We start from the raw sequence: 21,748 nt of genomic DNA on the forward strand, positions 1-21,748 counted from the left end.
GGATCGTGCACCGCCCGCGGCTTCCGCCACGGCGACAGCGCCGCAGATACCGCCTGGTCAAGGCCAGACTTGCGGACGGTCTCGACCAGCAGCACACTCCCGGCCTGCGAGACCACCGCCCGTCCGCTGCCCTCGGTGCGGACACGCGGGTACGACCCGATACGCTTCTTCACCTGGAGAGTGCTTCTTTCATTGCTACGACCTGGACCCTAGACAAGTCCCATCGTTGCAGGTCAGGAGCACTCTCCGCTTATTTGATCAAGCCTCGGACAACTCGCCCCGTGAAAGCGCGAGGTTAGTTACTGAGCTTCAAAGCGTGGTGTCGTAGGGGCTGACGTCTCATGATCCCTGCGGTATGCCGACCGTATGAGGTATGCGCAAGGGGGTGGACTGACCGATGAACGGCGTGCCCTCCGCGAGAAGTTGAGAATGGAGGCGGCCGAGCGGTTCGCCCAGGGCGACGAGAACTCGGTCATCGCGCACGACCTTCGGGTCAGCATCCGGTCGGTTCAGCGCTGGCGCAGGGCCTGGTCGCAGAACGGGCCCCGGGCCCTGGCCTCCAAGGGCCCGGCATCACTGCCGCTGCTCAGTGACGAACTGTTCGCGGTGCTTGAGCGGGAGCTGGCCAGGGGTCCGGTGGCGCACGGCTGGCCGGACCAGACGTGGACCCTGTCGCGGATCAAGGCGCTGATCGGGCGCCGGTTCCACAAGCGCTACACCGTGCAAGGGGTGGCCGCCCTGCTCAAGCGGCATGGCTGGAGCTGCCAGGTCCCCGCCCGCCGGGCCATCGAGCGCAACGAGACGGCGGTGACCGGGTGGGTGAAGGAGACCTGGCCGAGCGTGGAAGGACCGTGGCGGCGCTCGACGCCTGGCTCGTCTTCGAGGACGAGGCCGTCTTCTCGATGACGCCGCCGACCACCCGCACCTGGTCCCGCCGCGGCCACACCCCGGTGATCCGCGTGCGGGGCCGCTTATCGGTGGCCGCCCTGATCTGTTACAAGGCCGGAGAACCCTCCCGGCTGATCTACCGGCCCTGCCCGGACGCCCGGCCCGACGGACGCAAGAGCCTCTCCTGGAAGGACTACCGCGACCTGATCCAGACTGCCCACCAGCAGCTCGGCGGCCCGATCGTGCTGGTCTGGGACAACCTGAACACCCACCTGACCGCCGGCATGCGCCACTACATCGCCGAACGCGACTGGCTCACCGTCTTCCAACTCCCGCCCTACGCACCCGACCTCAACCCGGTCGAAGGCATCTGGTCCGTCCTGCGACGCACCACCACAGCCAATCGCGCCTTCGCCGACCCCGACGATCTCATCAGCGCCGTCCGACGGGGCCTACGCCGGCTCCAATACCGCCCCGACATCCTCGACGGCTGCCTCACAGGCACCGGCCTCCGGCAGCAGCCACCATGACGACATCACGCATTCAAGGTCTGTAGTAGCTCACTGGTGACTTACCCGGTAGCTCACTGAGCTTCTTCGAGTTGGCCCCCGAGCGGTTGATCGAGATGTCTGACGTCTCAATCACGTTGCTCGGGGGCCTCGTTGGTCATCCATCCTGCCGCACTCGACCTGCCGCATGCACTCGTGGAGTGGGTCACCGAACGCGGCGTCGCAAGGCTGAAGTCCTGGCGGATTTTCCGCAGGTCCCGATGCAGCCCCAACCGCATGACGTTCAATCGCCAAGGCCATCCTCACGCTGGAGCGGCAACGCTGAAGAAGCTCATTGGGTAGCCCTTCACGCTTCCCCCACCACTTTGAGCCTCTGCCTTCACTGGTAGGGGCTCAGTCTCGTTTTAAGGCGTGTCCGGCTGGAGAGACCCCCGGTAGGCTGTCTCAACGGCAGATCAAGGGTGTCCGGCCAGTCCGGGAGCGATCGAGGGAGCGTGTGCTTTGCCGACTGGCAAGGTCAAATGGTTCAACAGCGAGAAGGGCTTCGGCTTTCTCTCCCGTGACGACGGCGGTGACGTCTTCGTCCATTCCTCGGTCCTCCCCGCCGGAGTCGAGACGCTCAAGCCGGGCCAGCGGGTGGAGTTCGGTGTCGTCGCCGGTCAGCGCGGTGACCAGGCCCTCTCCGTCACCGTCCTCGACCCCACGCCCTCCGTCGCGGCGGCGCAGCGCAAGAAGCCGGACGAGCTGGCCTCGATCGTGCAGGATTTGACGACCCTGCTGGAGAACATCACCCCGAACCTGGAGCGGGGCCGTTACCCGGACAAGAACTCCGGCAAGAAGATCGCGGGCCTGCTCCGGGCGGTCGCCGACCAGCTCGACGTATAACAGCCGTCCCGGTTACGGGAATTCCAGCGCGTCCGGGCCGAGGGGCGGCAGCAGTCCCTCGGCCGCCGCACGCGTGAGCAGCCCGCGCACGGCCGCGTAGCCGTCCTCGCCGAGGTCGGCGGTGAACTCGTTGACGTACAGCCCGATGTGCTGGTCGGCGACGGCCGGGTCCATCTCCTGGGCGTGCTCCATGACATACGGGCGGGAGACCTCGGGGTCGTCCCAGGCGGCCCGCACCGAGGCCCGTACCGATTCCGCGAGCCGGGTCAGCGTCTCGGCGCCCAGGGAGCGCTTGGCGATGATCGCGCCGAGCGGGATGGGCAGCCCGGTGGTGTGCTCCCAGTGCTCGCCCATGTCGGCGAGCTTGTGCAGCCCGTAGTTCTGATAGGTGAACCGCGCCTCGTGGATGACGAGTCCGGCGTCCACCTTGCCGTCCCGCACCGCCGGCATGATCTCGTGGAACGGCATCACCACGATCTCGCCGACCCCGCCGTCCACGGTGTCCGCCGCCCACAGCCGGAACAGCAGGTACGCCGTCGACTTCTCGCTGGGCACGGCGACCGTGCGGCCGGTCAGGTCCAGGCCCGGCTCCCGGCTCAGCACCAGCGGCCCGCAGCCCCGGCCCAGCGCCCCGCCGCAGGGCAGCAGCGCGTACTCGTCGAGGACGTACGGCAGCACCGCGTACGACACCTTCAGCACGTCGAACTCGCCGCGCTCGGCCATGCCGTTGGTGAGGTCGATGTCCGCGAACGTGACGTCCAGTCCGGGCGCTCCGGGCACCCGGCCGTGGGCGAGGGCGTCGAAGACGAACGTGTCATTCGGGCAGGGGGAGTAGGCGATGCTGAGGCTCATACCGTCTTCCAACTCTCCAGTACGGGTGCGAGCTTCCCGAACCCCTCCGCCAGCGCCTGGAGCGCCTCCCCGATCCGCCAGGCGGCGCGGTCGCGCGGGCCGACGGGGTTGGAGACCGCCCGCACCTCCAGCACGGGCACCCCGTGCAGGGCGGCGGCCTCGGCGACCCCGAAGCCCTCCATGGCCTCGGCGAGCGCGGTGGGGTGGCGGCGGCGCAGTTCGGCGGCGCGTTCGGCGGTGCCGGTCACGGTGGAGACGGTGAGCACGGCGCCGGTGCGGGCGCCGGTGGCCTGCGCGGCCTGCCGTACGAGGGCGGTGGGCGGCAGGTGGGTGACGGTGCCGAAGCCGAGGTCGGTGACCGGGAGGAAGCCGGCGGGGGTCTCGGCGCCCAGGTCGGCGGCGGTGATCTCGTCGGCGACGACGAGCGCGCCGACGGGGGCGTCCGGGGCGAAACCGCCGCCGATCCCGGCGGAGACGACCAGGTCGTACGGGGCCTTGGTGAGGGCCGTGGCGGTGCCGGCGGCGGCGCGGGCCGGGCCGACGCCCACCACGATCACCTCACCGGGGAACGTCCGGGCCACCGCGTCCCGCTCGGCGGGTACCGCGGTGGCCACGAGGACACGTGCCGAGGGAGCGATCAGTCGTCCTTCTTCAGCTTGAAGGACCACAGCCCGGTGGCCTCCTGGCTCTGCTTCTCACCGTCGCCGGCCTTGATGGTGACGAGGGTCGAGTTGCCCTGCGCGCCGTACTGGGCGTTGAAGAACACGCTGCCCGGGATCGTCGTGTAGGTCTTGTCGAAGTCCTCGGTGAGCGGCTGGCCGTTCATCAGGATCGTCCAGCGCTTGTCGGCGATGTCGGGGTCGACACCGAAGCGCACCGTCTCGTCGGGGTCGACGGTGATGGACTTGATGTCCTTGTCCTTCAGGCACTGCGTGAGGGTCTCGTTGTCGAGGGTCTCGCCCTCACCACCGCAGGTGGCCTCCTCGCTGACCGAGGACGAGCCGACGGTGATCGTGGCCATCGGCGTCGGCTTGTCGCAGGCCGACAGAACGAGCAGTCCGGCGGAAACGGCGCCGGCGGCGGCGACGGCGCGGCGGCGTCGCGGGGCGGAGTGCAGCGTGGTCATGGGCGAAGGCTATCGGGCGTGTCCCGCGCTCTCTTTACGCGGGGTGCGGCGTGCCGTGCTTATGCCACCCTCGTGCGCGGCCCGGCGCCGTGGCGGGCCGAGGAGATCAGGCCCCGCACGGTGGTCAGCCAGCCCGTGGCGACGATGGCGGCGCCCACGGACAGGCCCAGGGGGCCGTTCAGGGGCAGGACGATGCCGACGGCGCCGCCGAGGACCCAGGACATCTGCAGCAGCGTCTCGGAGCGGGCGAAGGCGGAGGTGCGCACCAGTTCCGGTACGTCCCGCTGGATGAGGGCGTCCAGGGACAGCTTGGCCAGCGCCTGCGAGAACCCGGCGACCGCGGCGAGGACGGCGACCATGGCGGCACCGAAGAAGATCGCGGCGGTGATCGCGGCGGTCGCCACACAGGCCACCACGGTCACGATGATGATCTCCGGGGCGCGGGAGCGCAGCCAGGCCCCCACCGCCGTACCGCAGGCGTTGCCCACCCCGGCCGAGACGGCCACTATCCCCAGCGACACCGCGGCGCTCTGCCCGGCCATCGGATGCTCGCGCAGCAGGAAGGCCAGGTAGAAGATCAGGAAGCCGGACAGGCAGCGCAGGGAGGCGTTGGCGCCGAGCGCGTGGGTCACCGCGGGGCCGACCGTACGCAGCCCCGGCCGCTTGACCGGCTTCAGGTGCGGCCCGTGCAGATGCTTCTCGTCCGCCGCCAGCAGCGCGGTGTCCTCGCCCTTGGCCGAGTCGACCTTCGGCGGCAGCGTGAACGACAGGAACGTGCCCACCATGAAGATCGCGAAGGCGCCGTACAGCGGCCAGCGCGGCCCGATGGCCTGCAGCCCGGCACCGATCGGCGCGGCCACACCGGTGGCCAGCAGTCCGCCCAGGGTGACCCGGGAGTTCGCCTTGACCAGCGAGAAGCGCGGTGGCAGCAGCCGGGGCACCACGGCGCTGCGGATCACGCCGTACGCCCTGGAGGAGACCAGGACGCCGAGCGCGGCCGGGTACAGCTCGATGGAGCCGGTGGTGACCGCTCCGGCGAGGATCAGGGCGAGGAAGGCGCGGGCCAGCATGGCGCTCGCCATCGCCGCCCGGCGGCCGTGCGGCACCCGGTCCAGCAGGGGGCCGATCACCGGCGCCAGCAGGGTGAACGGTGCCATCGTGATGCCGAGGTAGAGGGCGACCCGGCCGCGGGCCTCGTCGGTGGGCACGGAGAAGAAGACGGTGGAGGCCAGGGCGACGGTGATCATCATGTCCCCGGCGCCGTTCACCCCGTGCAGCTCGATCAGCTTGCCGAGGCCGGACTCCCCGGCGCCCTGGGCGTGGGTGGCCTTGCGGATACCGCGGGCGGTACCGGTGACGGGCAGGTGCAGGGCACGCCCGACGGAGCGGACGGCTCCGCCGAGTCGGCCCGAACCGCCGCCTCGACTGCGGCCCCTGTCCCCACCGACCCCGGTGGCTCCTTGAGGCGTCCGCGCGGCTGCCACGTCGTCATAGTGCCCCGAGAACGGCCTCCGTAGTGCGGTTACCGCGCGTATGGGCGCGGCTTTGTCAGTGGTTTGCGACCGTCGGTGTAGGACGAGCGCCGGTGAACAGGTAGCGTGCGTATCTCGGCCATCCCGCAGAATGGATGGTGACAGGTGCGCCCGAGTGCGAGGGGCGTGGACGTCGACGCGGTCCGCCGGTCCGCTCCGTCCGCCCGCTCCGCCGCCTTCAGGCAGCCGCACCAGAGAGACGGCGTAGGAGAGAAGCGATACCTGTGAGCGCAGCGAGCACGCGAAGCCGCACCCCCGACCGCCTGTGCGCCGAGGCGGTCGACCTCGCCCGCACCGCCGCCGAGGAGGCCGCCGCGCCCGGCGTCGTGGGGGAGCACACGGGGCTGGTCTCCGAGGGCGACCGCGTCGTCACGCACTTCTTCGAGTGCAAGGAGCTGGGGTACCGCGGCTGGCGCTGGGCCGTGACCGTGGCCCGCGCCTCCCGGGCGAAGATCGTCACCCTGGACGAGGTCGTCCTGCTGCCCGGCCCGGACGCCCTCCTGGCACCCGAGTGGGTGCCGTGGAGCGAGCGGCTGCGTCCCGGCGACATGGGCCCCGGGGACCTGCTGCCCACCGACGCCGAGGACCTGCGTCTGGAGCCCGGCTTCACCGGCGAGGACGAGCCGCTGCCCAGCTCCCCCGTCTCGCACGAGATGGCCGAGCTGGTCGAGGCCGAGGACGCCGAGGTCACCGAGGGCGCCCCCGCCAGTCTGCCGGTCGCGCCGACCCGCGGCTCGATCGCGGCGGTCGCCGAGGAACTGGGCCTGCGCCGGGCCCGGGTCCTGTCCCGCTACGGACTGCACATCGCCGCCGACCGCTGGGAGGAGGCGTTCGGCGCCAAGACCCCGATGGCGCAGGCGGCCCCCGCGCCCTGCGTCAGCTGCGGCTTCCTGATGCCGATCGGCGGCTCGCTCGGCCAGGCCTTCGGTGTCTGCGCCAACGAGTTCTCCCCGGCCGACGGCCGCGTGGTCTCCCTCGCCTACGGCTGCGGCGGCCACTCCGAGGCCGCGGTCATGCCCCGCCCCCCGCAGCCGCCGCCCCCGGTCATCGACGAGACCACCGTCGACCCCTTCCCCCTCCGCCCCTCGGCGGACTCGGGCTCGGTCCCGGCGGTCCCGGACGACAGCGCGGCGGACCTGGGGCACTCGTAGGGGTTACGCGGCCCTGGCGCCGCACCACCGGCGCGTACGGCGCCTTCAGACCACGCCGGGCCCGCCGCGGCCCCGCCGCCGTGACCCGGACCTGCCACTCGCGGTACGCCGCTCCCAAGGGCACCGCCCCGCCCATGGCCGCGGGGCAGGTCCGCGCGGCGTGCGTGGGCGCTGCGGTGCCGTGGCGCCGGTGTGCGGCCGGTTCGGGGCATGCGAGGCCCGCCGCGGTGCGGGACCGACATGTGTGCGGTCCTCTGCTCAGGCGGCGCGGCGGATCCGGGGCACTCATGACGGCCCCGAGGCGGGGCTCAGGCGGTCGGCGCCGTCGGGCGCCCGACGGTTCGGGCCGGGTGTCAGGCGCGCTTCACCTCGAACACGTCGACCTTGTCGTTCCAGTTGCCGCCGCCCGGGTAGGGCATGTTCTTGAAGTTGGCCCAGCCGTGTGGCGGGAGCAGGTTGCGCTGGCGGTCATGCAGGAGCCCGGAGCGCCAGTCCCAGATGGTGGCGTGGCCGTAGTTGATCGACCACCGGCCGACCCAGTAGTAGACCGAGCTGAGCTTGTCGCGGAACCCGTAGTCGCCGAGCTTCTTCTTGCCGCTACTGGAGAACTGCAGGCGTCGGCCCTTGTAGTCGGCGTGCTGGTACAGGCACCAGTAGTCGGGCGCGCAGTTGTCACGCGGGTCGGCGGGCCGGCGCTGCTTGGCGGCTTTGAGGGACTCCTTGCGGACCGCTTCCGGCAGATCCGGGTCCGCGAGGGACTCCTCCTGCGTGTCGTAGCAGTGGAACTCCCCATTGGGGAGCTCGCTGCAGATGCTGGCGCCCTCCCACGACTCGGCGAGGTTGATCTTCCGCCCGTTGTACTCGGCGATCACCGGGTTGACCGGAGGCGCCGGTTCCTCGGCCGACGGGTCCGGGGTCGCCGTGGCCGTCGGTTCCGGGGTGGGCTCGTCGGCCGCCTGTGCCGTCGGGATGCTCAGCAGGAGCGCGCCTGCGGAGGCCGTGGCCACGAGGGCGGTGACAAGGGGCCTGCGTATCAAGGGATTTCCTCCGTGATTGTGTTGCTGGGTGGTGCGACCCGGCCCCGTCGGGGCCGAGTGCGTTCTCAGGACCCGGCACCCTCGCCGGGAGTCTCGGTCCAGCGCCGGATCTTGGCCGCGACCTCGGTCAGCCGCCTGCTCTCCGGCCGCACGGCGATGTAGAACAGGGCCTCGTCCGGGTTGCTGTCGTCGCCGCCCCAGCGGACGACGCCCTCGCAGTCGGCGACGATGTCCCGAACGGTCGCCAGCTGGTGGGGAAAGAAGCCGCCGCGCTGCCCGGAGGGGTAGAAGCCGGGGCGGATCTGCACCGCCGTACCGGACGCCTGGTTGGAATCGGCAAGCCCCTCGCGCACCTTGTCGGGGTGGCGCCAGCCGACCACGTCACCACGGCGGAGCTCGTCCACGTCGTAGTGGAAACGCCGGACGACATGGACGAGGACGGTCTCGACGTCGCCCAGACGGACGTGGACACCATCGAGGGGGGTGCCGGGAACGGGACGGGTCCAGATGCTGCCCCCGCCGTCGGCGACCTTCTCCATCTCCCATCCGTTTCTGGACGGTTGGCCGGTGTACACGCGGTCCTGCGCGGCCTTGTGGCGGCGCAGGGCGTCCGAGATGTCGAGCGGTTCGGGAGTCGGCGGGTTGTCGGCGGCGAAGGCCGCAGGAGAGCCGAGCAGGGTGCCCGCGGCGGTACCGGCCGTGAGTACGGCGGCATGTTTCAGGGCAGCACGACGCGATATGGACATATGGCTGGAAGGCTTTCTGTCAGGGCCGAGGGATCTCGGCGTACAGAGACGGGTCGATGTGGAAGGCGACGGCAGGTGTGACAAGCGCCGTGAACGCGATGCCCGCGTACCAGGCCCGGTGGACGTTGACGGCCCGGGTGACCAGGTAGTTGGCGAAGGCGCACATCAGCAGGTACGGGACGGTGAGGAGGACGATCCCGGCCACCGCGGGGCCCATGCCGTCGTCGGTGTCCGTCGGCGACGGCTCGGGCGCCCAGCCGTACTCGGGCAGCACCCAGACCTCCAGGAGCCGCCAGGGCAGGTCCACGACGCTGTTGCCCAGGTAGCCGAGGACGAGGTTGACGGCGGCGGCCAAGGCGACGGTGGCGGCCGCCCGCCTACGCGGGCCGCGCACCACGGCCAGGAACTCCTCCTGGCTGCGTCCCGGCCGGCTCACAAGTGGTCGCCCCGGGCGATGGCGTTGTACTTCTCGAACGTCGCGTACACCTTCATCCTCTTCTTCGCCTCGGTCTCCGCGTTCGAGGTGTCGCCCTGGTAGTACTTCAGGTACGCGAGTGTGTGCTCGTACGCCGGCGTCAGACTCGGGCGCGGCACGCCGTACTTGACGGCGTGATAGCGGTGGACGTAGCCCACCTGCCGGATGTTGTACTCGGGGTCCTCGTTCAGCTTCTGCCAGATGTTCCAGACGTCGCCGTCACGGCCGGGGTCGAGGGTCGTGCCGCTGAGCACGCCGTCCTTGATGGCCTGATTGCGGGCGTTGATCGCGGTGACGGCGAAGATCTGCCCGGGGCCGGTGCTGGCGTCCCGCTTGATGAAGCGGTCCGCGACCGGAGGCACCGTCTGCACCCCCGTGTGGTAGACGCGGACGCCGAGATCGCCCAGGTAGTCGAGCGTCGTGTCGTAGTGACGGGTCTCCCAGAACACCGGGACCTGGATCAGGGACTTGCGCATCTTCAGGGCCCGGGCCATTCCGGTGATCAGCGCGTCGTTGTGGAGCACCAGATCCAGGCTCTCCTTGGTCGACCACTTGGTGTTCGCCGACCTCTCCCCGATGCCCAGGCCCTCCATCGTCTGGCGCATCTCGCTCAGCAGGGCGTCGTGCAGCTCCGGCAGCAGCTCGGCGTCGAGCGGCACGTCGGACGCGACCGGATCGAAGCTGTTCTGTCCGATGTCCCGCCCGGACGCGATGTTGTGGTCGATCTCGATCGCTCCGTCGCCCGATCCCAGAGTCCGCGTGACAATCTGGTCGTATGCCCAGTTGGTGGGCATGCTGTAGCCGAGATTGCCGGAGTAGCCGGACGACATGTCGGACACGAACGACGCGGAGGCGTAGCCGGCGGCGGAGACCCGCGAGCACACGTTCCGTGTCCCGTACACGCCCACCAGGTACGTGTTGTCCAGGTGCGCCAGCTCGCCGGCGATGGCCCGGAAGTAGGGGATGACGTTCGAGGTGACCTCGGCGTCCTGGGTGTCGTAGTCGACGGCGAAGAAGATCCGCGTGCCGGGCTTGAAGCCGTGCTTCACGGCCTGGGCGACAGCCAGACGGGCGTCCGCGGTGCCCTGGGGCCCGTTGAAGTACTGGGCGGAGTCGGAGGAGGTCTGGAAGATCGGGAAGCAGCGCAGCCCGTGATCGGCGATCGTCTTCAGCTCGCCCGGCTGGATCTCCTTGTGCCGCGTGCTGCCGCTCGGTACCGCGGCCGGGTTGTACAGATATCGGCCGACGTACTTGATGCCCTCGGCCTTCAGGGTCCTGGCCCGCGCCGGGGTGATCAGGGTGACTCCGTCGCAGGCCTCTCCCCTGCGGGACTGGTCGCCGTAGGAGACCAGCAGCGAGCACCAGGTCTGGAAGTCGCCGAGGCCCGTGACGGGCAGTTTCACGAACCGCTGGAATGCCTCGACGCCCGCCTTCACCTCACCGGTGAAGTTCCCGAACGGCACGTTGCGGTCGTTGAGGATCATCGCCGCGGTGAACAGGGACGCCCATGTGCCCCTGCTGCCCCCGGCGACGGTCTGGTTCCGCAGGCCCGCCTGAGTGCCGGGGCCGAAGTTGCCGTTCGCAGTGCCGTCGGCCATGCCCAGCTCGTACTGGATGGCGAGGAGAAGGGACTTGGCAACATCGCGGGAGTGGTGGCCGTCGCACGGGATGATGAAGAAGTCCCGGCGGTGGACGTAGAGCCGGTTGAGCCACTGCTGGATGGACCGGATGGTCTCGGAGCCGTTGTTGACGACGACGTAGGCGTCCATGTTCAGCAGGCCCTTGAACACCTTCGGGGTGAGGTCGCTGCCGGGGTAGACCCCGTCGACCCCCATGTCCTGCTTGAGCTGTGTGACGGCGGAGGCGACGCGATCGCTGTACTTGCCGTCGATGCCGCCGCCGTCGTAGCCCTTGCAGTACAGCGCGGACTGGACGATGCGTATGAAGTCGGCGGACGGCGCGGTGGAGGCGTTGATTCTTGGATGCCTCGACTGGAGCGTGGACAGCGTGGTGGGGCCGAAGCTGTTCGACAGGTTGTCGATCCCGAGCTCCCACTGGAGGGCCCGGGTGAGGGCGTACATGACCGGCCAGCCGGTCCTCCCGTTCTCGTCGACGGTCATGCCTATGCGGCTGCCGTACACCTTGTTGACGAACTTCTGCGCTCGCAGAACCATCTCGTCGGCCATTGGGGGGTGGTTTCTCCTTCGCGTGGGCATGCCGGGGTGGCGGCAGGGCGGGCGGGAAACGGGCGCCGCGTTCTCGCCCCTGCCGCGGAGCGGGAACACCGTGAAGAGCGCGGCCGGAAGGGCCGTCGGCGGTCGGTCAGGGGCGCAGGGCGGAGTGGAGTCTTGGCTGCGCGGGTGAGCAGGCGCGGACGGACGGCGTCAATGGCCGAGATCGCGGCATGGCGATGTACCCCTTCCCCCGTGGCGACACCGTTCCCCCGGTCGCCTCTCGACTGGCGTACACGGCAACGGACTGGTCAGGTCCGTCGCCTGCGGCCAAACCCTAGGCACAGGCCGGAACCGGGGCACAAGGGGAGATGTGTGTGCCGTGCAGTGACTGGCGGGAAACGCCCGCTTCTCTGACCGAAAGTCAATATGTGGGCGAACCGTGTTCAGCCCATGAGGGACCTGTGTGGTGTCTGTGGCGGCAGGGGTGGGTGCGGTTCGTCGCCGCCGTGTGCGCGTCGGCGCTCTGCCTGCGGGAACCCCTGTTGTTCCGGCACCCCGGCCCCCAAGCGGTACCTTCGTCGCACGACGAGGAGTGGAGTGAACGTGAGCAAGTTCGTGCGGCCGGCTGTCGAGGGGGCGGACCCGTTCGGGACCGCCCGGCTGCGGCGCGGAGTGCTGGACGCGTGGGCCACCAGTCCGGCCCGGTTCCGGGAGGACGCCAACGCCGAGGAGGACCTGGTCCTCGGCGGGTACCGGGACCGGCTCGTCGTCGAGCTGGCGCAGAACGCCGCCGACGCCGCCGCCCGTGCGGGCGTGCCGGGGCGGCTGAGGCTCACCCTGCGCGACGGGGTCCTGGTCGCCGCCAACACCGGTGCGCCGCTGGACGCGGCCGGGGTCGAGTCGCTCTCCACGCTCCGGGCCTCGGCCAAGCGGGACACTCCCTCCATCGGGCGGTTCGGCGTCGGGTTCGCCGCCGTGCTGTCCGTAACCGACGAGCCCGCCGTCGTCGGACGGCACGGCGGTGTGCGGTGGTCGCTCGCCGAAGCCCGGGAGCTGGCCCGCGAAACCGCTCGGCACAGTCCGGGGCTCGGCGACGAGATCCGGCGCCGCGACGGGCATGTGCCGCTGCTCAGGCTGCCGTTCGCGGCCGAGGGCACCGCCCCGGCGCCGTACGACACCGCCGTCATCCTGCCGCTGCGCGACACGGCCGCCGCCGATCTGGCGGAGCGGCTGCTGGACGCCGTCGACGACGCCCTGCTGCTGGCGCTCCCCGGGCTCACCGAGGTCGTCGTCGAGACCGACACCGTGCGTACGATCAGCCGCCGCACCGAGGGCACCGAGACCGTCGTGGAGGACTCCCGGGACGGCACCACCCGATGGCGTACGGCGACCGCGCACGGCCCGCTCACCCCCGAACTGCTCGCCGACCGGCCGGTGGAGGAACGGCTGCGCCCGCACTGGTCGGTCACCTGGGCCGTGCCCGCCGACAAGGACGGCACCCCTGCCCGCCCGCGCACCAGCCCCTTCGTGCACGCCCCGACCCCCAGCGACGAGGCCCTCGGGGTGCCCGCGCTGCTCATCGCCTCCTTCCCGCTGGACACCACCCGGCGGCGCGCGGCGCCCGGGCCGCTGACCGACTTCCTGGTGGAGCGCGCCGCCGACGCCTACGCCGAACTCCTCGCCGCCTGGCGCCCGGTGACCGCCCAGATCATCGACCTCGTACCCGGCCCGCTCGGCAAGGGCGAACTGGACGGCGCCCTGCGCGCGGCGATCCTTCAGCGGCTGCCGCGCACCGCCTTCCTGCCGCCCGCCCTCGACGCCGACGACGACGAACTCCCCGAGGCGCTGCGCCCGAGGGACGCCGAAGTGGTGGAGGGCGCGGGCGCCGAGACCGTCCGGGTGCTCGCCGAGGTGCTGCCCACCCTGCTGCCCGCCGGGCTCGAACGGCGCGTGGAACTGCGCACGCTGGGCGTGGCCCGGGTCCCGCTGACCGACGCGATCGACCGGCTGGCCGGCCTGGAGAAGGACCCCGAGTGGTGGCGGCGGCTCTACGACAGCCTCGCCGGGGTCGACCCCGACCGGCTCTCCGGGCTGCCGGTGCCGCTCGCCGACGGGCGCACCACCATCGGCCCCCGCCAGGTCCTGCTGCCCGCCCCGGACGCCGCCGGCATCGACCCGGAGGTGCTGGCCCGGCTCGGTCTGAAGGTCGCCCACCCGGACGCCGCCCACCCGCTGCTGGAGAAGCTGGGCGCGCTGCCCGCCACCCCGCGCGCGGTGCTGACCACCCCGCAGGTGCGGGCCGCGGTCGCCGCCTCCCTCGACGACGAGGGCGGCTTCGACTGGGAGCAGGACGCGCTGGACGCCGAGGAGCTGGCCGACACCGTGCTGGCCCTGGTCCGGGACGCCGACCTCGAACCGGGCGACGAGCCCTGGCTCGGCGCGCTCGCCCTGCCCGACGAGGACGGGGAGCCCGCGCCCGCCGGTGAACTGGTCTTCCCCGGCAGCCCCTTCCACCAGGTCATGCGGGAGGGCGAACTCGCCACTGTCGATGCCGAGTTGGCGGACAAGTGGGGTGAACAGCCGCTGGCCGCCTGCGGGGTGCTGGCGGACTTCGCTCTCGTCCGCGCCACCGACGTCGTCCTCGACCCCGACGAACTGGAGCCCCGCGAGGGCGACTTCGCCGAACCCGACGACGCCGGGCTGCTGGACGCCGTGGACGTGTGGTGCGAGGACATCCTCGACCGCTTCCCGGACACCCCGGTGCCGCCCGTCGCCACCGAACTGGTCGCCGTGCGCGACCTGGACCTCGTCGACGACGACAAGTGGCCCCAGGCCCTCGCCCTGCTCGCCCGGCCCCCGTACCGGGACGCCCTCACCCAGCAGGTCCGCATCCTGCTCCCCGACGGCACCCACGAGGTCGTACGCCCCTACACCGCCTGGTGGCTGCGCGGGCACCCGGTGCTCGACGGGCGCCGCCCCGCCGGACTGCTCGCCTCGGGCGGCGACCCGCTGCTGCGCGGCCTGTACGACGAGGCCGACGCCACCGGGTTCGACGACGAACAGGTACTGCGGGCGCTGGGTGTCCGGACGTCGGTGGCCGCGCTGCTGGACGAGCCCGGCGGGGCCGCGGAACTCCTCGACCGGCTCGCCGACCCCGACCGTGAGGTGACGGCGGCCCAACTGCACGCCCTGTACGGCTTCCTGGCCGAGCTGGACCCCGAGCAGGTGACCCTGCCGGACGAGCTGCGGGCCGTGGTGGACGGCCGGGTGGAGGTGGTGGACGCGGCCGACGCCGTGGTCGTCGACTCGCCCGACCTGCTCCCCTTCACCGAGGGCGTCGCGCTGCTCCCGGTGCGTCCGGCGCGCGCCGCCGAACTGGCCGAGCTGTTCCAGGTGCGGCGGCTGAGCGAGTCCGTCACCGGGCGCGTCGACTCCGAGGGCACCGAGCACGACGTACCGGAGTCGGTGCGGGTGCTGCTGGGCCCGCGCACGCCCTCCTCGTACATCGAGCACGAGGAGCTGGTGGTGGACGGGGTGGAGATCGACTGGCGGCTCACCGACGACGGTGTCCTGCACGCCGCCACCCTGGAAGGGGTGGCCGCGGGACTCGCCTGGGCGGCCGGGCAGTGGCCGCGCCGGTTCGAGGTGGCGGCGCTGCTGGAGGACCCGTCCCGCACCCAGGAATTGGCCCGCGACCGCTGGTTCGACTGAGGTACCGCCGAGGCCCCTGTCGGCGTCCGGAGGGGCCTCGAAGAATTCCCCACAGAATCTTCGTACGACGTACAACCTTTCGCCCGCCTCAGGAATCTGATCTTGCGAGCCAACAGGCTCCACGATCACTTGGGCCTCGGCCGACGACGAGCCGTTGGGAACGACCAGCGTCGGGGCCCCTCTCCACACTGGGGAACACATGCGTATTCGCGCCACCGTGGCCGCCGTCTCCGGCGCCCTGGCCCTGTCCGCCGTAGTCGCGCCGCTCGCGCAGGCCGACGACTCGCGTCAGCCCGCCGAGCGCAGCGCCGCCAGCGAGGCCGCCCACGCGGCCACCGTCAAGTCGGCCTACGCCGCCGCGGCGGAGGGCACCCCCTACGCCCTCAACGCCACCTTCTCCAACGTGAAGGTCAACAGCGGCAAGGACATCAAGGTCGGCACCACCAACCTGGTGACCGTGCCGGTCTCCTTCACCCTCACCCACGGCGCCGAGGTCGACATCCACGCGGACGACTTCTTCGCGGGCGTCGAGCTGTACCGCGGTGCCTCCTTCGATGAGTCGATCTGGTGGTTCGACAGCTTCGACGCGAGCTGCACGGACACCTCCGCCACCGTCGCCACCTGCAAGTCCACCGTCGAGATCGACCCGTTCTTCCTGCTGAACGAGGACGCGGGCAGCTGGAAGGCCGCCGCCTTCGCGGTCGCCTTCAACGGCGAGGACCCGGAGGACCCGCAGAACCTGGACAACGTCGGCGTCGCCGTGAAGGACAAGACCAACTCCTTCAAGCTGCAGCGCTACTCCAAGCTGACGGTCAACGCCTCGCCGGAGCCGGTGAAGAAGGGCAAGACCATCACCGTCACGGGCAAGCTGACCCGCGCCAGCTGGGACGACGGCAAGTACGTCGGCATCCCGAGCGGCCAGAAGGTGGAGCTGCAGTTCCGCAAGAAGAGCAGCAGCACCTACTCCACCCTCAAGACCATCAAGACCACCTCGGGCGGCGCCCTGAAGACGACCGTCACGGCGTCCCAGGACGGCTACTTCCGCTACGTCTACCGCGGCATCACCAGCACCGCGGCCGTCACGGCCACCGGTGACTTCGTCGACGTGAAGTAAGCCTTTGTCGTACGCGTCCGCCCGGTCCCGATAGCCAATCGGGGCCGGGCGGACGTGATTTGGGGGACACGCGGGCAACCCGACGCCCCGTGCGCCCCTCTATCAAGTGGAGCATCCAGGCTCCCTTCACGACCATTTGGGGAACACATGCGTATTCGCGCCACTGTCGCCGCAGTCTCCGGCGCCCTGGCCCTGTCCGCCTTCGCCGTTCCGGCCGCGCAGGCCGGCGACTCCGGTTCCGCCTACCGCGCCGATGTCGCCCAGATCCGCGCCGCCCACGTCAAGAGCGCCTTCGGCGCCCGCGCGGACGCCCCGTACGACATGGACGTCACCTTCTCCAACTTCAAGATCGCCAAGACGGTCAAGGTCGGCACGACGCAGCACGTCTCGACGACGGTCACCTACACGCTGACCCACGCCGCGAACATCGACATCAAGGCCGCCGACTTCGCCACCGGCCCCTACCTCTACAAGGGCTCCTACACGGCCCCCGACAACATGCTGTTCGGCAACAAGCCGGCCACCTGCACCGCCACCTCGGCCACCGTCGCCACCTGCACCGGCAAGATCGACGTCTACCCGGGCGACGGCGAGCTGCTGAACTCCGACGCCGGCACCTGGAAGGGCGCGGCCCTCGCGCTCGCGCAGAACGGCCAGGACCCGGCCGCCGAGGACTACGACATCACCAAGGTCGGCTACGCCGACCAGGGCGGCCTGGGCAGCACGCTGGTCCAGCGCAACGCCAAGCTGACGGTCAACGCCACGCCGGAGCCGGTGAAGAAGGGCAAGACCATCACCGTCACGGGCAAGCTGACCCGCGCCAGCTGGGACAGCGGCAAGTACGTGGGCCTGCCCGCCGGCCAGAAGGTGACCCTCCAGTTCCGCAAGGCGGGGACCTCTTCCTACACCGACGTCAAGACCGTCAAGACGACCACGGGCGGCGCCCTGAAGACCACGGTCAAGGCGGACAAGGACGGCTACTTCCGCTACAAGTACGCGGGCATCACCACGACCGCGGGCGCCACGGCCACCGGCGACTTCGTCGACGTCCAGTAATCTCCGGTCCCGTTCACGCGGGGAAGCGGCGGTCGACCCACCTCCACAGGAACTCCAGGGCGGCCGCCGCCACCACCGCGATGCCCACCGCGATCCACGGCATGGTCGTCCCGACCAGCTTCAGCGCGAAGAACTCCTGCAGCCAGGGCACCGCGAGCACCAGCACGAACCCCAGCGCCATGGCCGCCACCAGCGCCACCCGCCACCAGGTGTAGGGCCGGGCGATGATCGCCAGCACCCACATCGAGATCAGGAACAGCGTGAGCGTCGCCGCACTGGTCTCCGCGTCCAGCGCGCCCTCGCCCGTGTAGTAGTGCCGGGCGACGAGATACGTCACGAACGTCGCGATCCCGGCGACCAGTCCGCCCGGGATCGAGTACCGCATCACCCGCCGCACGAAGTGCGGCCTGGCCCGCTCCTTGTTCGGCGCGAGGGCGAGGAAGAACGCCGGGACGCCGATGGTCAGGGTGGACAGCAGGGTCAAGTGGCGCGGCAGGAACGGGTACTCCACCTGCCAGCACACCACCAGCAGCGCCAGCAGCACCGAGTACACGGTCTTCACCAGGAACAGCGTGGCGACCCGGGTGATGTTCCCGATCACCCGCCGCCCCTCGGCGACCACCGAGGGCAGCGTGGCGAAGCTGTTGTTCAGCAGCACGATCTGCGCCACCGCCCGTGTCGCCTCCGACCCGGAGCCCATGGAGACACCGATGTCGGCGTCCTTCAGCGCGAGGACGTCGTTGACGCCGTCGCCGGTCATCGCGACGGTGTGCCCGTGGGACTGCAGGGCGCCCACCATGTCCCGCTTCTGCTGCGGGGTGACCCGCCCGAAGACGGTGCCCGCCTCCAGCGCGCCGGCCATGCCGTCCCTGTCCTCCGGCAGCGTACGGGCGTCGACGGTGCTGCCCTCAAGGCCCAGCTTGGCGGCGACGGCGCCCACGGAGACGGCGTTGTCGCCGGAGATGACCTTGGCGCTGACGTTCTGCTCGGCGAAGTAGCGCAGGGTGTCCGCGGCGTCGGGCCGCAGCCGCTGCTCCAGCACTACCAGCGCGGCCGGTTTGGCGCCGACGGCCACGTCGGGGGCGTCGAGGTCGCGGCCGGTGCGGGCCAGGAGCAGGACGCGCAGGCCCTGTTCGTTGAGCCGCTCGGTCTCGGCGAGGGCGCTGTCGTCGGGGTCGAGCAGCACATCGGGCGCCCCGAGCAGCCAGGTGCTGGTCTCGCCGTCGCCCTCGCTGAAGCTGGCGCCGCTGTACTTGCGGGCGGAGGAGAAGGGCAGGGACTCGGTGCAGCGCCAGTCCTCGGTGCCGGGGTAGGCGTCGATGATGGCCTTGAGGGAGGCGTTGGGGCGCGGGTCGGACTCGCCGAGGGCGCCGAGCACCTTGCGTATGTACTCCTCGTCGTGGCCGCCGAGCGGGCGCAGCTCGGTGACGTCCATACCGCCCTCGGTGAGGGTGCCGGTCTTGTCGAGGCAGACGGTGTCGACACGGGCGAGGCCCTCGATGGCGGGCAGCTCCTGGACCAGGCACTGTTTTCGGCCAAGCCGGATGACGCCGATGGCGAAGGCGACGGAGGTGAGCAGCACCAGGCCCTCGGGGACCATCGGGACGATGCCGCCGACGGTGCGGGCCAGGGAGTCGTCGAGGTCGTTGTCCTTGACGAAGAGCTGGGTGGCGATCAGGCCGAGCGCGGCCGGGACCATCATCCAGGTCACGTACTTGAGGATGGTGGAGATGCCGGTGCGCAGCTCGGAGTGGACCAGGGTGAAGCGGGAGGCCTCCTCGGCGAGCTGGGCGGCGTAGGCCTCGCGGCCGACCTTGGTGGCCTGGAAGGCGCCGCCGCCGGCGACGACGAAGCTGCCGGACAGGATGCGGTCGCCTGGCCGTTTGACCACCGGGTCGGCCTCGCCGGTGAGCAGGGACTCGTCGATCTCCAGGTTGTCGGCCTCGACGCACACCCCGTCCACGACCGCCTTGTCGCCGGGCCCGATCTCGATGAGGTCGTCCAGCACGATCTCGGCGGTGGTCACCTCGGCGGCCACCCCGTCGCGCCGGACGGTGGGCCGGGCCTCGCCGATGACGGCGAGCGAGTCGAGGGTCTTCTTGGCGCGCCACTCCTGGACGATGCCGATGCCGGTGTTGGCGAGGATGACGAAGCCGAACAGGCTGTCCTGGATCGGCGCGACGAACAGCATGATCAGCCAGAGCACGCCGATGATCGCGTTGAACCGGGTGAAGACATTGGCCCGGACGATGTCGACGGTGGACCGGCTGCTGCGCACCGGGATGTCGTTGACCTGCCCCCGCGCCACCCGCTCGGCCACCTCGGCGGCCGTCAGCCCGCCCGTGCCCACCGGGGCGGGCAGGGGATGGCCGGGATCGACTTCGGTGCCCGCGTCGATGTGCGTCATGCATTCGACGGTACGTGCGGTTTTCCCGCTTCACCCGCCGAATGCGGGGAGATCCGACTTGGGAAGGACGGCCAACGGGGCGGGATGGTGCCGTGGTTGTACGTCCCGGGTCAGTGGCGCTCGGCCTCGGCCCGCTGTACGTCCCGGGTCAGGGGCGCTCGGCCTCGGCCCGCTTGATGGCGGCGTCCCGCTTGCGGACGTACCAGATGCCGATCAGTCCGAGCCCGGCGCCGGCCAGGCAGGTCCACAGCCACCAGGTGTGCCCGTGATCCTCGAACCAGCCGTAGAAGGGCAGCTGCACCAGGAAGAGGACGAACCACAGGATCGTGCCGCCGGTGATGGTGGCGACGACGGGGCCCTCCAGGGGCTCCGGTGCCTCGTGCGTCGGTGTCCACTTCGCCATGGGCACAGCTTACGAGGCGATCCGAGTGTGACCGGACCGACCAGCACTCAGGGCGGTCTACGCGCGCAGATAGCGATCAGTTCCTTATATGTTCATACTGAAACCGTTTGTGCCTGACCGATTCTCTTCGTAGGAAACACCGAATAGATGTCCACCTCGGCCCCCGCCAAGGTCCCCGCCCCTGAGCCGGGAGCCAAGCCCGCCCAGGGCACCCTCGACCGTTTCTTCAAGATCTCCGAGCGGGGCAGCACCCTGCCCCGCGAGATCCGTGGCGGCTTCGCCACCTTCTTCGCGATGGCCTACATCATCGTGCTGAACCCGATCATCCTCGGCAGCGCGAAGGACATGTACGGCCACCAGCTCGACAACGGCCAGCTGGTCACCGCCACGGCGCTCACCGCCGCCTTCGCCACCCTGCTGATGGGCGTCATCGGCAACGTCCCGATCGCGCTGGCCGCCGGACTCGGCGTGAACTCCGTCGTCGCGCTCCAGCTCGCCCCCCGGATGTCCTGGGCGGACGCCATGGGCATGGTGGTGCTGGCGGGCTTCGTGGTGATGCTGCTGGTCGCCACCGGCCTGCGCGAGCGGGTGATGAACGCGGTGCCGTTCGGGCTGCGCAAGGCGATCTCGATCGGTATCGGCCTGTTCATCATGCTGATCGGTCTGGTCGACTCCGGGTTCGTCTCCCGTATCCCGGACGCCGCCCACACCACCGTCCCGCTCCAGCTCGGCGCCGACGGTCACCTCAACGGCTGGCCGGTGCTGGTCTTCGTCCTCGGCGCGCTGCTCACCCTCGCGCTCATCGTGCGCAAGGTGCCCGGCGCCATCCTGATCTCCATCGTCGCCATGACGGTCGTCGCCGTGGTGATCGAGGCCGTCGCGGACATCCCCTCCTGGGGCCTGACCACGCCGACGTGGCCGGGCAACCCGGTCGCCACCCCCGACTTCGGTCTGGTCGGCGAGGTCAGCCTGTTCGGCGGCTTCGAGAAGGTCGGCATGCTGACCGGGGTGCTGTTCGTCTTCACGGTCCTGCTGTCGTGCTTCTTCGACGCGATGGGCACGATCATGGGCGTCTCCGACGAGGCCAAGCTGACCGACGCCCAGGGCCAGATGCCCGGCATCAACAAGGTTCTGTTCATCGACGGCCTCGCGGTTGCGGCGGGCGGCGCCAGCTCCTCCTCGGCCACCACCGCCTTCGTGGAGTCCACGGCCGGCGTCGGCGAGGGCGCCCGCACCGGCTTCGCCAACGTCGTCACCGGCGGTCTGTTCACCGCCGCGCTGTTCCTGACGCCGGTCGCCACCATGGTCCCGTCCCAGGCGGCCACCCCGGCGCTGCTCGCGGTCGGCTTCCTGATTCTCGCGAACTCCGTCAAGGAGATCGACTGGGCCGACTACACCATCGCGATCCCGGCCTTCGTGACGATGGTGATGATGCCGTTCACCTACTCGATCACCAACGGCATCGGCATGGGCTTCATCACCTTCGTGGTGCTGCGGCTCGCGGCCGGGCGGAGCCGGGAGGTGCCGGTGGCGATGTACGCGGTCGCCGCGGTGTTCGCCTTCTACTACCTGATGCCAGCCCTCGGCCTCACGTGAGTGCCGGGGCCTACGGGCTCAGGTGACCCCGGGAGATCCACCGGGTTCAGGTGACCCCGGGATCCACCGGGTTCAGGTGCCCCCGG

18 protein-coding genes and 1 pseudogene are annotated in these 21,748 nt (G+C 70.6%); 8 read left to right on the forward strand and 11 right to left on the reverse strand.

Annotated features, from left to right (window positions below; translation table 11 throughout):
- The coding region (locus tag ACZ7L7_RS24240) for a transposase (protein ID WP_472077230.1) at nucleotides 1–173 on the reverse strand (173 nt) is incomplete at its 3' end.
- Between the two features lie 193 nt (nucleotides 174–366).
- Between ACZ7L7_RS24240 and ACZ7L7_RS24245 the strand changes: the two genes are divergently transcribed.
- The 3 genes and pseudogenes from ACZ7L7_RS24245 (at nucleotide 367) to ACZ7L7_RS24255 (ending at nucleotide 2,282) form a co-directional block, all read left to right on the forward strand.
- A protein-coding gene (locus ACZ7L7_RS24245) for an IS630 family transposase (RefSeq protein ID WP_453608636.1) occupies nucleotides 367–1,418 on the forward strand; the annotation gives its coding sequence in 2 pieces (ribosomal slippage) (nucleotides 367–810 and nucleotides 813–1,418; 1,050 coding nt in all).
- Between the two features lie 189 nt (nucleotides 1,419–1,607).
- Nucleotides 1,608–1,722 (forward strand): annotated as a pseudogene (locus ACZ7L7_RS24250) (IS5/IS1182 family transposase); the annotation flags it as partial.
- A 176-nt stretch (nucleotides 1,723–1,898) separates the two neighbouring features.
- Nucleotides 1,899–2,282 carry a cold-shock protein gene (locus ACZ7L7_RS24255; RefSeq protein WP_093721596.1) on the forward strand — a complete coding sequence of 128 codons (384 nt, stop codon included), beginning with the start codon at nucleotides 1,899–1,901 and terminating at the stop codon, nucleotides 2,280–2,282.
- A 12-nt stretch (nucleotides 2,283–2,294) separates the two neighbouring features.
- On the opposite strand, the gene ACZ7L7_RS24260 is transcribed toward ACZ7L7_RS24255, so the two are convergent.
- The 4 genes from ACZ7L7_RS24260 to ACZ7L7_RS24275 are packed head-to-tail and all read right to left on the reverse strand — an operon-like array spanning nucleotide 2,295 to nucleotide 5,744.
- On the reverse strand, nucleotides 2,295–3,134 hold the full coding sequence (locus tag ACZ7L7_RS24260; protein WP_285515845.1) for a 1,4-dihydroxy-6-naphthoate synthase: 840 nt from the start codon (nucleotides 3,132–3,134) through the stop codon (nucleotides 2,295–2,297).
- Nucleotides 3,131–3,802, reverse strand: a complete 672-nt coding sequence (locus ACZ7L7_RS24265) for a futalosine hydrolase (protein ID WP_453608639.1) — start codon at nucleotides 3,800–3,802, stop codon at nucleotides 3,131–3,133. The genes ACZ7L7_RS24260 and ACZ7L7_RS24265 overlap by 4 nt, the downstream gene beginning before the upstream one ends.
- Entirely contained in the window at nucleotides 3,772–4,260 is a 489-nt protein-coding gene (locus tag ACZ7L7_RS24270) for a DUF2771 domain-containing protein (protein WP_285515847.1), read from the reverse strand. The genes ACZ7L7_RS24265 and ACZ7L7_RS24270 overlap by 31 nt, the downstream gene beginning before the upstream one ends.
- A gap of 59 nt (nucleotides 4,261–4,319) precedes the next feature.
- Nucleotides 4,320–5,744, reverse strand: a complete 1,425-nt coding sequence (locus ACZ7L7_RS24275) for an MFS transporter (RefSeq protein ID WP_285515848.1) — start codon at nucleotides 5,742–5,744, stop codon at nucleotides 4,320–4,322.
- 272 nt (nucleotides 5,745–6,016) lie between these two features.
- Between ACZ7L7_RS24275 and ACZ7L7_RS24280 the strand changes: the two genes are divergently transcribed.
- The gene (locus ACZ7L7_RS24280; protein WP_285515849.1) at nucleotides 6,017–6,943 is read left to right on the forward strand and encodes a DUF3027 domain-containing protein; all 927 of its coding nucleotides are present in this window, start codon (nucleotides 6,017–6,019) and stop codon (nucleotides 6,941–6,943) included.
- A gap of 353 nt (nucleotides 6,944–7,296) precedes the next feature.
- On the opposite strand, the gene ACZ7L7_RS24285 is transcribed toward ACZ7L7_RS24280, so the two are convergent.
- The 4 genes from ACZ7L7_RS24285 to ACZ7L7_RS24300 form a co-directional block, all read right to left on the reverse strand.
- Nucleotides 7,297–7,980: a peptidase inhibitor family I36 protein gene (locus ACZ7L7_RS24285; protein ID WP_453608642.1), complete on the reverse strand. Its 684-nt coding sequence runs from the start codon at nucleotides 7,978–7,980 to the stop codon at nucleotides 7,297–7,299.
- 65 nt (nucleotides 7,981–8,045) lie between these two features.
- Nucleotides 8,046–8,726 (reverse strand): hypothetical protein, encoded by a 681-nt coding sequence (locus tag ACZ7L7_RS24290; RefSeq protein ID WP_453608645.1) that lies wholly within the window; start codon nucleotides 8,724–8,726, stop codon nucleotides 8,046–8,048.
- Between the two features lie 19 nt (nucleotides 8,727–8,745).
- Entirely contained in the window at nucleotides 8,746–9,162 is a 417-nt protein-coding gene (locus ACZ7L7_RS24295) for a hypothetical protein (protein WP_453608647.1), read from the reverse strand.
- On the reverse strand, nucleotides 9,159–11,387 hold the full coding sequence (locus ACZ7L7_RS24300; protein ID WP_453608649.1) for a glycoside hydrolase domain-containing protein: 2,229 nt from the start codon (nucleotides 11,385–11,387) through the stop codon (nucleotides 9,159–9,161). The genes ACZ7L7_RS24295 and ACZ7L7_RS24300 overlap by 4 nt, the downstream gene beginning before the upstream one ends.
- A 591-nt stretch (nucleotides 11,388–11,978) precedes the next feature.
- Between ACZ7L7_RS24300 and ACZ7L7_RS24305 the strand changes: the two genes are divergently transcribed.
- From ACZ7L7_RS24305 to ACZ7L7_RS24315, 3 genes are all read left to right on the forward strand, one after another.
- Nucleotides 11,979–15,086, forward strand: coding sequence for a sacsin N-terminal ATP-binding-like domain-containing protein (locus ACZ7L7_RS24305; RefSeq protein ID WP_285515850.1), 3,108 nt, complete (start codon nucleotides 11,979–11,981; stop codon nucleotides 15,084–15,086).
- A 199-nt stretch (nucleotides 15,087–15,285) separates the two neighbouring features.
- Nucleotides 15,286–16,200, forward strand: a complete 915-nt coding sequence (locus tag ACZ7L7_RS24310) for a hypothetical protein (RefSeq protein ID WP_472077101.1) — start codon at nucleotides 15,286–15,288, stop codon at nucleotides 16,198–16,200.
- Between the two features lie 147 nt (nucleotides 16,201–16,347).
- Nucleotides 16,348–17,256 (forward strand): hypothetical protein, encoded by a 909-nt coding sequence (locus tag ACZ7L7_RS24315; protein WP_471430721.1) that lies wholly within the window; start codon nucleotides 16,348–16,350, stop codon nucleotides 17,254–17,256.
- A 13-nt stretch (nucleotides 17,257–17,269) separates the two neighbouring features.
- Here ACZ7L7_RS24315 and ACZ7L7_RS24320 read toward each other — a convergent pair whose 3' ends face one another.
- Entirely contained in the window at nucleotides 17,270–19,663 is a 2,394-nt protein-coding gene (locus ACZ7L7_RS24320) for an HAD-IC family P-type ATPase (RefSeq protein ID WP_471592608.1), read from the reverse strand.
- 148 nt (nucleotides 19,664–19,811) lie between these two features.
- Nucleotides 19,812–20,066: a DUF2530 domain-containing protein gene (locus tag ACZ7L7_RS24325; RefSeq protein WP_285515854.1), complete on the reverse strand. Its 255-nt coding sequence runs from the start codon at nucleotides 20,064–20,066 to the stop codon at nucleotides 19,812–19,814.
- 147 nt (nucleotides 20,067–20,213) lie between these two features.
- On the opposite strand from ACZ7L7_RS24325, the gene ACZ7L7_RS24330 reads away from it, so the two are divergent.
- A complete protein-coding gene (locus ACZ7L7_RS24330) occupies nucleotides 20,214–21,662 on the forward strand; it encodes an NCS2 family permease (protein ID WP_285515855.1) in 1,449 nt (482 codons plus the stop codon).
- Nucleotides 21,663–21,748: the final 86 nt, after the last annotated feature.

This window comes from Streptomyces sp. NPDC110618, from assembly GCF_055657065.1.

Excerpts from the sequence above, each read along its gene's own strand:
- ACZ7L7_RS24330 (WP_285515855.1), top strand. The coding sequence starts at position 20,214 with ATGTCCACCTCGGCCCCCGCCAAGGTCCCCGCCCCTGAGCCGGGAGCC.
- ACZ7L7_RS24315 (WP_471430721.1), top strand. The coding sequence starts at position 16,348 with ATGCGTATTCGCGCCACTGTCGCCGCAGTCTCCGGCGCCCTGGCCCTG.
- ACZ7L7_RS24300 (WP_453608649.1), bottom strand. The coding sequence starts at position 11,387 with ATGGCCGACGAGATGGTTCTGCGAGCGCAGAAGTTCGTCAACAAGGTG.
- ACZ7L7_RS24320 (WP_471592608.1), bottom strand. The coding sequence starts at position 19,663 with ATGACGCACATCGACGCGGGCACCGAAGTCGATCCCGGCCATCCCCTG.
- ACZ7L7_RS24325 (WP_285515854.1), bottom strand. The coding sequence starts at position 20,066 with ATGGCGAAGTGGACACCGACGCACGAGGCACCGGAGCCCCTGGAGGGC.
- ACZ7L7_RS24310 (WP_472077101.1), top strand. The coding sequence starts at position 15,286 with ATGCGTATTCGCGCCACCGTGGCCGCCGTCTCCGGCGCCCTGGCCCTG.
- ACZ7L7_RS24270 (WP_285515847.1), bottom strand. The coding sequence starts at position 4,260 with ATGACCACGCTGCACTCCGCCCCGCGACGCCGCCGCGCCGTCGCCGCC.
- ACZ7L7_RS24260 (WP_285515845.1), bottom strand. The coding sequence starts at position 3,134 with ATGAGCCTCAGCATCGCCTACTCCCCCTGCCCGAATGACACGTTCGTC.
- ACZ7L7_RS24290 (WP_453608645.1), bottom strand. The coding sequence starts at position 8,726 with ATGTCCATATCGCGTCGTGCTGCCCTGAAACATGCCGCCGTACTCACG.